Genomic DNA, 14,672 nt, shown 5'->3' with positions numbered 1-14,672 from the left:
AGGAAGGCTAGTGGGTTAGAGGGCGAAGGAGCGGTCCGTGGGCTTAACGGGAGACGGCAATTGGGTCTGCCCTTCCAGGAACTGATCGACCGCAGCAGCTGCGGCGCGACCTTCAGCGATGGCCCAGACGATCAGGGACTGGCCGCGACCGGCATCGCCGGCGACGAAGACGCCCTCGTGGCTGGTCTGGTAGTTGCCGTCGCGTTCAACGTTGCCGCGTTCGTCGAACGGAAGCTTCAGCTGGTGACTAAGTTCGTCCGATTCCGGGCCGGTGAAGCCCATGGCGAGCAGAACGAGGTCGGCCGGAATTTCTTTCTCGGTGCCGGCCTTGGGAACGCGGTGTCCGTCAAGGTATTCGGTCTCGGCGATGCGAATGGCACGCACCTCGCCGAACTCGTTGGACAGAAACTCGACCGTTGACGCGAGATACTGCCGGGTGCCGCCCTCTTCGTGGGCGCTGGAGACCTCGAACAGGGTCGGGGACATCGGCCACGGTTGGCTTTCCGTACGGGTCGTGCCCGGCTGCTTGCCGATCGCCAGGTTGGTGACGGATGCCGCCAGCTGGCGGTGGGCGGTGCCGATGCAGTCCGCTCCAGTGTCGCCGCCGCCGAGCACCACCACGTGCTTGCCCTCAGCGTCGATGCGCGCTTCAATGCTTCCGCCGGCGCCGATCTTGTTCTGCTGCACCAGGTATTCCATGGCGAAGTGCACGCCGGGCAGGTCGCGCCCCGGAATGGGCAGGTCGCGGGGCACCATAGCGCCGGTCGCCACCACGACGGCGTCGTACCGGGCGCGCAGGTCATCCCAGGTGATGTCCACGCCGATGTTGACGTTGGCGCGGAACCGGGTTCCCTCCGCCGTCATCTGCGCCAGACGCAGTTCGAGGTGCTTCTTCTCCATTTTGAAGTCGGGGATGCCGTAGCGCAGCAGTCCGCCGATGCGGTCGTCGCGTTCGAACACGGCGACGGTGTGGCCGGCGCGGGTCAGCTGCTGGGCGGCGGCCAGTCCGGCGGGGCCGGATCCGACGACGGCAACAGTCTTTCCGGTCAGGCGCCCGGGCGGCTGCGGCTGCACCCACCCCTTGGCGAAGGCCTGGTCGATGATCGACACCTCGACCTGCTTAATCGTGACGGCGGGCTGGTTGATGCCGAGTACGCAGGACGATTCGCACGGGGCCGGGCAGAGCCGACCGGTGAACTCGGGAAAGTTGTTCGTCGCGTGCAGACGTTCGATGGCCGCACGGCCCTCGTCGCGCCAGACCAGGTCGTTCCACTCGGGAATAAGGTTGCCGAGCGGGCAGCCCTGGTGACAGAACGGCACACCGCAGTCCATGCAGCGGCCGGCCTGACGTTTGAGCACGGCAGCGTCACCCTGTTCGTAGACCTCTTTCCAGTCCATCAAGCGGATGGCCACGGGGCGCCTCGCGGGAAGCTCACGTTCCGTCGTCTTCAGGAATCCCTTCGGATCAGCCATTGGTTACCTCCAGAATTCGATTCCAGACAACGAGACCGTCGGGATCGAGTCCCTCATCGACGGCCGTCTGCCTGGTCTCCAGCACGGCCGCGTAGTCGCGCGGCAGCACCTTGACAAAAGTGTTCATGGTTTCTTCCAGGTTGTCCAGCATGCGCTTGGCAAGTGCTGAGTCGGTCTGGCCCCAGTGTTGTTCGAGCAGGTCGCGCACGATTTCACGGTCGACGCTGTCGAGGGCCAGCAGCCGAAGTTCGCCAGAGGTGAGCGCGTCGCGGTTGACCCGTTCGGCGGTGAGTCCGTAGACATAGGCCGTGCCACCGCTCATTCCCGCTCCGAGGTTGCGCCCGGTCTCGCCGAGGATGACGGCGAGACCCCCGGTCATGTACTCAAGGGCGTGGTCCCCCACACCTTCGACGACGGCGATAGCACCGGAGTTGCGCACCAGGAATCGTTCGCCGACAATGCCGCGGATGAACATGCTGCCCTGGGTCGCCCCGTAGCCGATCACGTTTCCGGCGATGACGTTGTCTTCGGCCGGGAACTGGCTGGCCCGGTGGGGGCGCACGATGATCTGCCCGCCGGAGAGGCCCTTACCGACGTAATCGTTGGATTCGCCTTCGAGCCGCAGGGTGATGCCGCTCGGCAGGAACGCCCCGAACGACTGTCCGGCCGAACCGGTGAGGGTGACCTCGATCGAACCCGCCGGCAGCCCGTTTTCGCCGTGGCGCAGGGTGACCTGGTTACCGAGCATGGTGCCGACGGCGCGCTCGGTATTGCGGATCGGCAGGTCGATCTGCACCGTTCCGCCGTGTTCGAGCACGCATTGGCTGCGCCGGATCAGTTCGTTGTCGAAGTGCTTCTCGAGTTCGTGTTCCTGGGCGCGCGCCCACTTGCGCGGTTCGCTCTCCGAAAAGTCCGGTCCGCTCAGAATGGGCGACAGGTCGAGTCCTTGCGCCTTCCAGTGGGTGAGGGCGCGGTTCACGTTCAGAACTTCACGGTGACCGATGGCCTCGTCGAGGCTTCGGAATCCGAGCTCGGCGAGGTACTCCCGTACCTCCTGCGCGATGAACTCGAAGAAGTTCACGACGTGATCGGCCTGACCGGCATAGCGCTTTCGCAGCTGGGGATTTTGGGTCGCGACACCGACTGGGCAGGTGTCGAGGTGACATACGCGCATCATGATGCAGCCGGAGACGACCAGCGGTGCCGTGGCGAAACCGAATTCCTCGGCACCGAGAAGAGCACCGATCAACACGTCACGACCCGTTTTCAGCTGGCCGTCGACCTGCACGACCACCCGGTCGCGCATGCCGTTGAGCATGAGTGTCTGCTGGGTTTCGGCGAGGCCGAGTTCCCACGGTGTGCCGGCGTGCTTGAGCGAGTTGACCGGGCTTGCACCGGTTCCACCGTCGTGCCCGCTGATCAGGATCACGTCGGAGAGTGCCTTGGCGACTCCGGCAGCAACGGCACCGATACCGGACTGGCTGACCAGTTTGGTGTGGATTCGCGCCTTCGGGTTGGCCCGTTTCAAGTCGAAGATGAGCTGCTTGAGGTCTTCGATCGAATAGATGTCGTGGTGCGGCGGCGGCGAGATGAGTCCGACACCGGCCGTGGCGTGCCGGGTGCGGGCGATCCACGGGTACACCTTGGTCGGCGGCAGCTGGCCGCCCTCGCCGGGCTTGGCACCCTGGGCGAGCTTGATCTGAATATCATCGGCGTGGGTGAGGTACATGCTCGTCACGCCGAACCTGCCGGAGGCGACCTGCTTGACGGCGCTGCGCCTGGTCGGGTCGAGCAGGCGGTCAAGGTCTTCGCCACCCTCACCCGTGTTCGACTTAGCGCCGAGGCGGTTCATTGCAATCGCGAGAGTCTCGTGCGCTTCCTGCGAAATGGAGCCGTAGCTCATCGCGCCGGTGGAGAACCGTTTGACGATCTGGGAGACCGATTCGACCTCATCGAGAGGCACAGGGGGGCGCTGGCCAGGGCTGAGCGTGAACATGCCCCGCAGCGTCATCAGGGATTCGGCCTGATCGTCGACCATCTTCGTGTATTCACGGAAGATGTCGTAGCGCCGCGTTCGAGTGGCGTGCTGCAACCGGAAGATGGTCTCCGGGTTGAACAGATGCGGGGCCCCGTCCCGGCGCCACTGATATTCGCCACCGGTCGCGAGGCGTTCGTGTGCGGTCACGGCGGCATCCATTGGGTAAGCGGATGCGTGGCGCGCCAGGTTTTCGACACCGATCACGTCGATGCCGACGCCGCCGAGTTTGCTCGTGGTGCCGGTGAAGTACTGGTCGACGAACGACTGGGCGAGACCGACAGCTTCGAAGGCCTGGGCACCGGCATAGGACGACACGGTGGAGATGCCCATCTTGGACATGATCTTGAGCACACCCTTGCCGAGGGCCTTGATCACGTTGCGCACCGCCTTTTCGGGCGTGACATTGGTGATGATGCCGCTGCGCACGAGGTCTTCGCAGGTCTCCATGGCGAGATACGGGTTCACGGCAGACGCGCCGTATCCGATCAGCAGGGCTACGTGGTGTACCTCCCTCACGTCGCCGGCCTCGACGACGATGCCGACCTTCATACGGTTTTCCGTGCGAATCAAATGGTGGTGCACGGTAGCGATCATGAGCAGAGACGGAATTGGTGCGAGGTCCTTATTGGAATCGCGGTCACTCAGCACGATGAACAGGGCGCCGGCCTCAATGGCCTCGTCGACCTCCACGCAGATGGCGGCGAGGCGCTTGGACAGCGCGTCCGGGCCCTCTTCGAACCGGTACAGGCCGCGAATGGTCGTGGTGGTGCGGCTGCCGACGACGGGGTCGATGTGCTGGATCTTGGCCAGTTCGTCGTTGTCGATGACTGGGAAGTCCAAGATGACCTGGCGCGCGTGCTCCGGGCCCGCCGTGAGCAGGTTGCGTTCCGGGCCGAGAGCGAGCTTCAGGCTCGTGACCACTTCTTCCCGAATCGAGTCGAGCGGGGGGTTGGTGACCTGTGCGAACTGCTGGGTGAAGTAGTCGAACATGAGCCGCGGACGGTCGCTGAGCACAGCGATGGGGGTGTCGCTGCCCATGGCACCGAGCGGTTCGGCACCGGTGCGCGCCATCGGGGTGAGCAGGATGCGCACTTCTTCTTCGGTGTAGCCAAAGGTGCGCTGGCGGCGCACGACGGATGCCGGCGGGTGCACGATGTGCTCCCGCTCTGGCAGGTCCTTGAGGTTGATGCGGCCCTTCTGCAGCCACTCGCCCCAGGGCTCACTCGCCGCCAGCTCGGCCTTGATTTCACGGTCGTCGATGATGCGGCCAGCCTTGGTGTCGACCAGGAACATCTGGCCTGGACGCAGGCGGCCCTTGCGCACAACGCGGGCCGGGTCGATGCCGAGCACGCCGATCTCGCTCGCGAGCACGACGAGGCCATCGTCGGTGATGAGGTAGCGGCCGGGGCGCAGGCCGTTGCGGTCGAGGGTTGCACCGACGAGGGAACCGTCGGTGAAGACGATCGCGGCGGGGCCATCCCACGGTTCCATCAGCATGGAGTGGTACTCGTAGAAGTCGCGACGTTCGTCGTCGAGGTCGGTCTGGTTTTCCCAGGCCTCCGGCACCATCATCATGATGGCGTGCGGCAGCGACCGACCCGACAAGCTGAGCAGTTCGACGACCTCATCGAAGGATGCCGAGTCGCTCGCTCCCGGGGTGACGATCGGCAGCAGCGGTGCGACGTCGCCGAGCAACTCAGACTCGAGCTGCGACTGGCGCGCGCGCATCCAGTTGCGGTTGCCCTGCACCGTATTGATCTCGCCGTTGTGCGCAATCATGCGGAACGGCTGGGCGAGCGGCCACGACGGGAACGTGTTCGTGGAATAGCGGGAGTGTACGAGGGCCAGCGTTGAGACGAAACGTTCGTCCGACAGATCGGGGTAGAAGGGTTCAAGCTGCAGAGTCGTGACCATGCCCTTGTAAACCAGGGTGCGACAGGACAGCGATACGAAGTAGATCTCGAGTTCGCGTTCGGCGCGTTTGCGCAGCCGAAAGGTCTGCCGATCCAGCGCGATGTCCGAGAGCGGGTCGCCGGATTCGGTCGTGCGAGTGCTCTGTACGAACAGCTGCTGGATGGCCGGCATGTTCGCGCGCGCCTGACTACCGAGGTCTTCGGGGTGCACCGGAACCTCCCGCCAACCGAGGATGGTGAGGCTTTCCTCGTCGGCGATCAGGCTGATGGCACGTTTGATGGCGGTGCGAGCGGTCGGGTCGGTCGGGAGAAAGATGTTGCCGACGGCGTACTTGCCCACCGGGGGGAGCGCGAAATCCGTGACGGCGCGAAGGAACGCATCCGGTATCTGGGTGATGATTCCGGCACCGTCACCGGTGCCGGCGTCAGAACCGACGGCCCCGCGGTGTTCCAGGTTGCGCAGGGCGTCGAGGGCCTGGATGATGATGTCGTGCCCGGCGGTGCCCCGCAGGGTCGCCACCATCGCCAGGCCACACGCGTCGCGTTCGGCCGCCGGGTCATATAGACCGGACGCTTCGGGCATGCTGCTGAAGCGGGAATAGAGAGGTTTCTGCGCCATTGAGACCGTCCTCACGAAATGACTGGCAGTAAGGGACGACGCTGGCCCGAAGGAGATGTGTGCGGAAAACTATAACGCGTGCCCGGTTCGGGTCAGCCCGCTATGGGGCGGCGCTACGTGAATGTTGGCTGGATGTCAGCGAACGAAGTCTACAGACGCGAAGCGCTCGTGCTTGTGGCTGGAGCCTCGGGTGATTCGGTGCGTTCATCGGCTTCATCGCTCTGATCCGCGAAGCTTTGATCAAGATCCGAATCGCTGTCTTCCAATTCTACCCCAGCGTCCGGTCCAATCCATTCCCGGCCCGGCACATAGGGGCTGGGTTCGAGGCCGGGGTGACGGTGTCGCTGCACCAGGATAATGACCAGGCCGACCGCAATGGCCGCGAGGGCCGCCCAGACGTTGGTGCGGATTCCGAAGTAAATCTCGCTCGGGTCAATGCGAATCGACTCAAAAAAGCTGCGACCCAGCCCATACCAGATGAGGTAGACGCCTAGGGTCTGCCCGAAGCGCAGACGGAACTTGCGCTCCAGATAGAGGATGACGGCAACACCGAGCAGGTTCCAAATGATTTCGTAGAGAAAAGTCGGGTGGAACAGCGTGCCATCCGGCAGCCCGACCGGGAATGCGGGGTTGCTTGACTCGATTTCCAGGCCCCATGGCAGGGTCGTGGGAAGCCCGTACAGTTCGTGGTTGAACCAGTTGCCAAGCCGTCCAGTGGCCTGGGCGACGAGCAGCGCGGGTGCGACGGCGTCGGCGAAGGTCCAAAAGCGGATGCCGGCCAAGCGACAGCCGATGTAGGCACCAACGGCACCACCGATCAGCGAGCCGAAGATGGCGTTGCCGCCCTCCCAGATATACAGGGTGCGGAGCAGATCAGCTCCCTCAAAGAAGTAGTCGCCCGGGTGGGTGAGCACGTGGTAAATGCGTGCCCCGACGATACCGAGCGGCACAGCCCAGAGGATGATGTCGAGCACGACTCCCGGCTCGGCGCCGCGCTTGGTGAGGCGGCGCGATGTGATGATCGTCGCGAGGATGATTCCGGCAAGGATGCACAGCGCATAGGCGTGAATGCGGAACGTGGCGAGATCAAAAAAGTGGAGGTCAAAGAAACTCCACTCCGGACTCGGGATGCTCGCGTTCAGAAGACTCAAAAACACCTGGGTACTACCTTTCATCGTGACTCACGTCACCTGGGGCGAATCGATCGCCTCGAACAATTTAGCGCAGAACGCGCCGGGATCTACCTACTCGCGAATTTACCGGGGCGACGACGGCGGGCGAATCTCGTTCGCACCGGCGGCGAGTTCGAGCGCGAGGCGGGCGACGGCGGGTACTCCCCCGTCGGTGAGCGCTTTCACGAGCGCGGAGCCGACGATGGCGCCGTCGGCGTAGCCGAGAATCTCCCGTACCTGCTCGGGCGTGGAGATGCCGAGGCCGACGCAGGCGCTCGTGCAACCGGCGGCGCGCAAGCGTTCCACCAGGATACGAGCGGCGGCATCGACGCCCGCTCGAGCGCCGGTGGTACCCATCGTTGAGACGGTATAGACAAAGCCACGACTGGCTTCGATCGCCTGCACCAAGCGGGCGTCGGAGGAGGACGGTGCCGCCAGGAAGACCCGGTCGAGGCCGGTGCGAACGCTTGCGGCCATCCAGTCGGAGGCCTCGTCGGGAATCAGGTCGGGCGTGATCAACCCGGCACCGCCGGCCGCCCGCAGGTCATCGGCGAAGCGTTCAACACCGTACTGCACGACCGGGTTCCAATAAGTCATGACCAGAACGGGTGCGTCGACCTGGGCGGTGATGGCCCTGATCGCTTCGAAACCGTGGCGCAGCTTGAACCCGTTGGCCAGTGCCTGCTGGGTGGCGGCCTGAATGACCGGGCCGTCCATCACGGGGTCGGAGTAGGGCAGGCCGAGTTCGATGATGTCGACGCCGTTGGCGACGAGGGCCACGGCGGCGTCGATGCTCTCGTTCAGGGTGGGAAAACCGACCGGCAGGTAGCCGATGAGGGCTCCACCGCCCTCGGCGCGGCGGCGGGCAATGGTCTGTTCGACAGTGCTCACGGTTCCCCTTGTTGTTCCATCGCGAAGGATTGGGGTGATCATGACTGTTCCGCGCCTTCGTCGAGCAGGTCGAAGTACCGGCCGGCTGTTTCCATGTCTTTGTCGCCGCGACCGCTGAGGTTGACCAGGATTGTCGCTTCGGGGCCGAGTGCACGGCCGAGTTCGAGGGTGCCGGCCAGGGCGTGCGACGACTCGATCGCGGGGATGATGCCCTCGGTGCGGCTCAGCAGTCGCAGGGCGCTCATTGCCTCATCGTCACTGATTGGCAGGTAGGTGGCCCGTCCGATGCTGGCGAGCCAGGCGTGCTCCGGTCCGACGCCTGGGTAGTCGAGACCGGCTGAGATGGAGTGGGATTCGATCGTCTGACCGTCTTCGTCCTGCAGCAGCATGCTGCGGGCGCCGTGCAGCACTCCTGGGCGCCCCTTGGTGATGGTGGCAGCGTGCCGAGGCGTGTCAATTCCGTCACCGGCCGCCTCATAGCCGAACAGGGCGACATCCGGATCGTCGAGGAAGGCGTGGAAGATGCCCATGGCGTTGGAGCCGCCGCCAACACAGGCTGTGACAGCATCCGGCAGGCTGCCGGTCAGCTCGATAACCTGCTGACGGGCTTCTTCACCGATGATCTTCTGAAAGTCCCGCACCATGGCGGGGAACGGATGCGGTCCAGCCACGGTTCCGAAAATATAGTTGGTGGTCTCAACGTTGGTGACCCAGTCGCGCATGGCGTCGTTAATGGCATCTTTCAGGGTGCGCGATCCGGTCTTGACCGGAACAACTTCGGCACCCAGAAGGCGCATGCGCGCAACGTTGAGGGCCTGCCGTTCTGTGTCGACCTCGCCCATGTAGACGACGCACTCCAGCCCGAACAGGGCTGCGACGGTGGCTGTGGCCACGCCGTGCTGGCCGGCCCCGGTCTCGGCGATCACGCGGGTCTTGCCGATGCGCTTGGTGAGCAGGGCTTGGCCCAGGGCGTTGTTGATCTTGTGTGAGCCGGTGTGATTGAGATCTTCACGCTTGAGAATGATGCGGGCGCCGCCGGCGTATTCGGCGAAGCGCGGCACCTCGGTAATGATCGACGGGCGACCGGTGTAGTTGACGTGCAACTCCATCAGGGCCGCAGCGAAAGCGGGGTCGTTCTTGGCGAGTTCGTATTCCGCCGTGAGTTCATCGAGGGCCGCCACGAGGGATTCGGGCACGAACCTGCCGCCGAATTCGCCGAAGTATGGGCCGGACTGTGTGCGCAAAGACATTTAAACCGCCAAAAACTCGGAAAGGGTTCGGATGGGATCGTTCGTGACGAGCGCTTCGCCGACCAGGACGACGTCGGCGCCGGCGGCACGGTAGTGCGCGACGTCGGCGGCCGTCTTGACGGCGGATTCGGCGACTCGGATGACGCCGGACGGAATCTTGTCGGCCAGGGTGCCGAAGAGATTCTGGTCTAGTTCGAAAGTAGATAGATTGCGCGCGTTGACTCCGACGAGGCTCGCGCCGATGTCGAGTGCGCGGCTCACTTCGTCGCCGCTGTGCGTTTCGACCAGGGCGGTCATGCCGAGCTCGCGAATGAGATCGTGCAAGGAGACGAGGGTTCCCTGATCGAGCGCGGCCACGATGAGCAGCACGAGGTCGGCGCCGGCGGCGCGGGCCTCGAACACCTGGTACGGCGTGCCGATGAAGTCCTTGCGCAAGATAGGAATGCTCACCGCCGCCCGCACCTGCGTAAGGTCGGTCAGCGAGCCGTGAAAACGGCGACCCTCGGTGAGGACGCTGATAGCGCTCGCGCCGCCGGTTTCATAGGAAACGGCCAGAGCTGCGGGGTCGGTAATGGCGGCCAGGGAACCGCGGCTGGGGCTGGCCCGTTTGATTTCCGCGAGGATTTTGACGCCATCGGCCGGGGCTAACGCAGCCAGCGCATCGAGTGCGGGCGCGTTGGCGCGCGCCGCCGCCTCGACGGTCGCCAGCGGGCGAGTCAGGAGGCGTTGTTCGGCATCGGATACCGAGCCAGCGAGAAGTTCTTGAAGCACCAGGTCTCGTTGCAGCCGGTCAGTGGCCGGGCGACGTGGCGCTGACGCCGTAGCCGACCTTGCTGAGTACGTACCCGACGATAACGCCGGCGATTAGCAGCCCAAAGGAGGCCCAGACGAGCCAAACCAGCTCGAAGAAGAAGGCTGTAGTGCCGATGGTGAAGGCAGCCAGCATGATGATGACAGCGGTCCAGGCCGCCGGGGAGTGGCCGTGTCCGGGATCTGACAGATCGATGCTCATGGTTCTCCTCGTAAATACGTTAACACTGTGTGCGTTGACCAGCGGGTCAAGTCTAGCGGAGCGACGGCACGCGTTCAGCGAGCGGTCGGGTCTTCACCGCGACTGAGATCGTCCCAGTCGCCGACGGAGTCGGTCGGTGCGGGCGGCACGTCGCCGGTGAGAGGCGCAGCCAGCACGGAACCGTCAGCTGACGCTACCGGTTCAAAGCGCACGGCCTGGTACTTGCGGGTCGGGCCGGGCCAACGCGCGCTCGTCAGGATCACGATCACTCCGGTGGCGGCCATGAGCACCGCCGCCGCCATGGCGACGAATGGCCACGGCGTGACGATCGTGCCGAGCACGCTCAGCTGAATGGATTCGTGTCCGGCGATTCCAGTGGCTGCGGTGACCGCTGCGGCACTGGCCTGGGACGGATCATCGACCGCGAGGAACGCGGCGAGAAAGACCGACACCCCGAGCAGTACCTCGAGCGCGCCGAGGACGACACGAATGAGTCGACCGGCAATGGTGAGGGCGCCGGCCAGGGCGAATCCGGACAGCGCGAGCGCCGTCAGAGCTGGCGCAGCGATGGCTCCGTCGATCTGCAGTACCTGAGTGCCGGCGTCGGGCAGCCCAACTTCCGCGTGTATCCAGACCTGGGTCCAGGCCAGCAACGCCAGTGCACTGGCGCCCAGAATCGTGAGAATGACCACGAGTTTGAGTCGGTGCGGCGACATCCGCTTGGCCGTGTTTGTCTCGGTGTCGTGCGTCACTAGAACACCCGCCGCATCGCGTTGGCCACGGCAACCGCACGCAGCGGTGCGGCCGCCTTGTTCTGCGACTCCTGGTACTCCGAGGCCGGGTCAGAGTCGGTGACGACGCCGCCACCGGCCTGCACGCGGGCAATGCCGTCCTTGATGGTGGCGGTGCGGATGGCGATGGCGAGGTCGGCGTCACCGGCGAAGCCGAAGTAACCGACCACTCCCCCGTATACGCCGCGCTGGGCCGGTTCGAGGGCGTCGATGATCTCCAATGCCCGCGGTTTCGGAGCACCCGACAGGGTTCCCGCCGGGAACGTGGCGCGAAACACGTCGATCGCGGTTTTGCCTGGAACCAGGTTGCCCTCGACCGAGGAGACCAGGTGCATGATGTGGCTGAACCGTTCGATGCGCATGAACTCGGTCACTTCGACCGATCCGGCCGTGCAGACCTTGAGCAGGTCGTTCCGGGCGAGGTCGACGAGCATGAGGTGTTCTGCTCGTTCCTTGGGGTCTTCGGCCAGTTCGATCGCATAGTCGGCGTCGGCATCCGGTGTGGTGCCGCGGGGTTTCGAGCCGGCGATCGGGTGGGTGAAGACACGTTGGTCTTGTACCTTGACAAGTGCCTCGGGTGAGGAGCCGACGATCCAATACGGGTCGCCGCTCGGCGTTTCAAGGCTCAGCAGGTACATGTACGGACTCGGGTTGAGGCTGCGCAGCACTCGGTACACGTCGATCGGGTGCGCGGTGCAGACCTGGTCGAAGCGCTGGGAGATGACAACCTGAAAAACGTCGCCGTCGACGATGTGCTGCTTGCCGATGTTGACGGCGGCAAGAAAGTCATCGCGGGTGGTGCGATTGCTCGGCGCGCTCGGCGCTTGCAGGTCGACCTCGGCGAGCCAGGCTTCCCCGGGCGCTGCGAGGCGGGTCTGCAGGGAATCCAGGCGAGCCGTCGCATCCGCCCAGAGGGCATCTGGCGTGTCGGTGCCGTCGTTCAGAACGTTGGCGATGAGTTGCACGGTGCCGTACTTGTGGTCGAGCACGACCAGGTCGGCAACGAAGCTGAAGGATTGCCCTGGCACATCGTAGTCGGCTGGCGGTTGATGTGGCAGGCGTTCAATCTGACGGATCGCCTCCCACCCGATGAAACCGACCAGTCCTCCGGTCAGCGGCGGATGTTCGGGCAACCGCGGGGTCTGCCAGCGGTCGAATAGGTAGGCCAGCGCTGCCAGCGGGCCGAGGTGTGCGGCATTACCGAGCGCGCGGTCGACGGAGAGGCCGTAGTCGATCCACCGCGTGGCGTCACCCTCCTGGGTGAGCACGCCGAATGACGACACTCCCACGAAGGAGAACCGTGACCAGATGCCGCCCTGTTCGGCGGATTCGAGCAGAAAACTGCCCGCCAGCCCATTGGCCAGCTTGCGGTAGATGCCGACCGGGGTCTCACCGTCGGCGAAGAGTTCCCGAATCACCGGGATCACGCGGTGCTTTTCGATGAGCGCGTCGAACTGGCCGCGGGTGGTCGAGCCGGCGGTGCGGCCGCCCGTCGCGGCCGGGGTGGTGTCGGTCATTCCTTGGGCCTTTCCATGCTGAGCGCGCCGAGATCACGGCCGTCGAAGCAGGTTCGCGTGCCGGTGTGACACGCCGCTCCAACCTGGTCAACCTGCACAAGAAGGGTGTCGCTATCGCAGTCGAAGGCGGCGGACTGAACATACTGGGCGTGGCCGGAGGTGTCGCCCTTGCGCCAGAATTCCTGCCGGCTGCGCGACCAGAAGGTGACGCGTCCCGAGGTTAACGTGCGGCGAAGCGCTTCCCGGTTCATCCAGCCGAGCATAAGTACCTCGTGGGTGTCCCATTGCTGGATAACGGCCGGCAGCAGCCCGTCGTTACTGAATACAGCGGCGTCCAGCTGATTGGTCAGGTCGTTAGTCATCAGCGCACCAGCATTCCGGCGTCGGCGAGCTCACGCTTGACGTCGCCTATGGTCAATAATTCATTGTGAAAAACGGATGCCGCCAGTACGGCGTCCGCGCCGGCGAGGATCGCCGGCGGAAAGTCCTCGACGCGCCCGGCACCGCCGGAGGCGATCACCGGCACCCGGCTGTTGGCCCGCATGAGCGCGATGAGCTCGGTGTCGAAGCCGGCCTTGGTGCCGTCGGCGTCGATTGAATTGACCAGAAGCTCCCCCGCGCCCAGTTCGATCGCCTGCCGGGCCCAAGCCACGGCATCCAGATCGGTTTCGGTACGACCGCCGTGCGTGGTGACGACGAAACCGCTCTCGGTGCGTTCGGAACGTTTAACGTCGAGGCTCAACACGAGTACCTGAGCCCCGAACCGGTCGGCGATTTCAGCAATGAGGGCGGGTCGGGCAATGGCCGCGCTATTGACGCCAACCTTGTCGGCGCCGCTCGCCTGCAACCGGGAGACGTCTTCGACGCTGCGGATGCCGCCGCCGACCGTGAGTGGAATGAACACTTGCTCAGCGGTGGCGCGCACCACGTCATAGGTCGTCGATCGGTTGTCCACCGTGGCGGTGACGTCGAGAAAGGTGAGTTCGTCGGCACCCTGCTCGTAGTAGCGTCGCGCCAGTTCGACCGGGTCACCGGCGTCGCGCAGGTTTTGAAAGTTGACGCCTTTGACGACGCGACCGTTGGCCACGTCGAGGCAGGGTATGACGCGCACACTCAAACTCATGCGAGTTCTCCTCTCGCCGGGTTACAAACGGGCGTTGTGGATGGTGGTGACCAGGATGGCCCTAGCTCCGAGGGCGTAGAGGGCATCCATCACATTGTTCATGTCCAGACGGGCGATCATGACCCGCACGGCGGCCCATTCCGGGTCGTGAAGGGAGGAAACCGTCGGCGATTCGATGCCGGGAGCAAGGGCTGCGGCCGCATCGAGCAGCGCGACCGGGATGTCGTAGTCGAGCAGCACGTACTGGCGGGCTACGAGCACGCCCTGGAGGCGACGCAGCAGGGTATCGATTCCGGCTTTGTCGTTGGTGGAGCTGATCAGCACGGCGGTGGATTCCAGAATGACCGGTCCGAAGATTTCGAGGCCGGCCTTGCGCAGCGTCGTGCCGGTGGAGACGACGTCGGCGACGGCATCCGCTACGCCGAGTTGCACGGCGGATTCGACGGCTCCATCGAGTTCGACCAGGTCGACCGTCACAGAGTGGGTGGCGAGGAATCGTTCGACCAGGCCGGGGTAGCTCGTGGCGACGCGCAGGCCGTGAAGGTCTTTCAGCTCGGTGAAGCGACCGGCCGGTCCGGCGAAACGAAAGGTGGAGTCGCCGAAGTCGAGGCTGGCGATCTCCACGGCTTTCGAGTGCGAGTCGAGCAGCAGGTCGCGGCCGGTGATGCCGACGTCGAGGGCGCCGGATCCGACGTAGGTGGCGATGTCGCGCGGGCGCAAGTAGAAGAATTCCACGCCGTTGCGGGGGTCGGCGGTGACGAGGTCGCGGGGGTCGCGACGGCCGGTGTAACCGGCTTCGGCGAGCATCTGCGCGGCGGTTTCAGACAGTGAGCCCTTGTTGGGCACGGCAATTCTCAGCATGGGGGGCTCTCT

Annotated in this window: 12 protein-coding genes; all 12 read right to left on the bottom strand. The window is 64.7% G+C overall.

Going from position 1 to position 14,672, the window contains the following annotated elements:
• Positions 1-15: 15 nt before the first annotated feature.
• The 12 genes from CJ028_RS18875 to hisG all read right to left on the bottom strand — a co-directional run bounded on the left by CJ028_RS18875 (position 16) and on the right by hisG (position 14,660).
• Positions 16-1,473: a glutamate synthase subunit beta gene (locus CJ028_RS18875; protein ID WP_105036714.1), complete on the bottom strand. Its 1,458-nt coding sequence runs from the start codon at positions 1,471-1,473 to the stop codon at positions 16-18.
• Positions 1,466-6,043, bottom strand: a complete 4,578-nt coding sequence (gene gltB, locus CJ028_RS18870; RefSeq protein WP_105036713.1) for a glutamate synthase large subunit — start codon at positions 6,041-6,043, stop codon at positions 1,466-1,468. The genes CJ028_RS18875 and gltB overlap by 8 nt, the downstream gene beginning before the upstream one ends.
• A 149-nt stretch (positions 6,044-6,192) precedes the next feature.
• Positions 6,193-7,194, bottom strand: coding sequence for a prolipoprotein diacylglyceryl transferase (lgt, locus tag CJ028_RS18865; protein ID WP_240607468.1), 1,002 nt, complete (start codon positions 7,192-7,194; stop codon positions 6,193-6,195).
• A gap of 105 nt (positions 7,195-7,299) precedes the next feature.
• A complete protein-coding gene (gene trpA, locus CJ028_RS18860) occupies positions 7,300-8,148 on the bottom strand; it encodes a tryptophan synthase subunit alpha (RefSeq protein WP_105036711.1) in 849 nt (282 codons plus the stop codon).
• The gene (gene trpB, locus CJ028_RS18855) at positions 8,145-9,356 is read right to left on the bottom strand and encodes a tryptophan synthase subunit beta (RefSeq protein ID WP_105036710.1); all 1,212 of its coding nucleotides are present in this window, start codon (positions 9,354-9,356) and stop codon (positions 8,145-8,147) included. The genes trpA and trpB overlap by 4 nt, the downstream gene beginning before the upstream one ends.
• Entirely contained in the window at positions 9,357-10,127 is a 771-nt protein-coding gene (gene trpC / locus CJ028_RS18850; RefSeq protein WP_105036709.1) for an indole-3-glycerol phosphate synthase TrpC, read from the bottom strand.
• A gap of 19 nt (positions 10,128-10,146) precedes the next feature.
• Positions 10,147-10,368 carry a DUF6704 family protein gene (locus CJ028_RS18845; protein ID WP_105036708.1) on the bottom strand — a complete coding sequence of 74 codons (222 nt, stop codon included), beginning with the start codon at positions 10,366-10,368 and terminating at the stop codon, positions 10,147-10,149.
• A 74-nt stretch (positions 10,369-10,442) separates the two neighbouring features.
• The gene (locus CJ028_RS18840; RefSeq protein WP_105036707.1) at positions 10,443-11,120 is read right to left on the bottom strand and encodes a Trp biosynthesis-associated membrane protein; all 678 of its coding nucleotides are present in this window, start codon (positions 11,118-11,120) and stop codon (positions 10,443-10,445) included.
• Positions 11,120-12,676 (bottom strand): anthranilate synthase component I, encoded by a 1,557-nt coding sequence (locus tag CJ028_RS18835; RefSeq protein WP_105036706.1) that lies wholly within the window; start codon positions 12,674-12,676, stop codon positions 11,120-11,122. Before CJ028_RS18835 ends, CJ028_RS18840 begins: the two co-directional genes overlap by 1 nt.
• On the bottom strand, positions 12,673-13,038 hold the full coding sequence (gene hisI, locus CJ028_RS18830) for a phosphoribosyl-AMP cyclohydrolase (RefSeq protein WP_105036705.1): 366 nt from the start codon (positions 13,036-13,038) through the stop codon (positions 12,673-12,675). Before hisI ends, CJ028_RS18835 begins: the two co-directional genes overlap by 4 nt.
• Entirely contained in the window at positions 13,038-13,799 is a 762-nt protein-coding gene (gene hisF, locus CJ028_RS18825) for an imidazole glycerol phosphate synthase subunit HisF (RefSeq protein ID WP_105036704.1), read from the bottom strand. The genes hisI and hisF overlap by 1 nt, the downstream gene beginning before the upstream one ends.
• Before the next feature lie 21 nt (positions 13,800-13,820).
• Positions 13,821-14,660 carry an ATP phosphoribosyltransferase gene (hisG, locus tag CJ028_RS18820; RefSeq protein WP_105036703.1) on the bottom strand — a complete coding sequence of 280 codons (840 nt, stop codon included), beginning with the start codon at positions 14,658-14,660 and terminating at the stop codon, positions 13,821-13,823.
• Between the last annotated feature and the right edge of the window lie 12 nt (positions 14,661-14,672).

The organism is Cryobacterium aureum, from assembly GCF_002954245.1.
Lineage (GTDB): Bacteria > Actinomycetota > Actinomycetes > Actinomycetales > Microbacteriaceae > Cryobacterium > Cryobacterium aureum.
The sequence above is the reverse complement of the archived record's forward strand: the minus strand, read 5'-3'. Positions and strand labels throughout refer to the sequence as shown.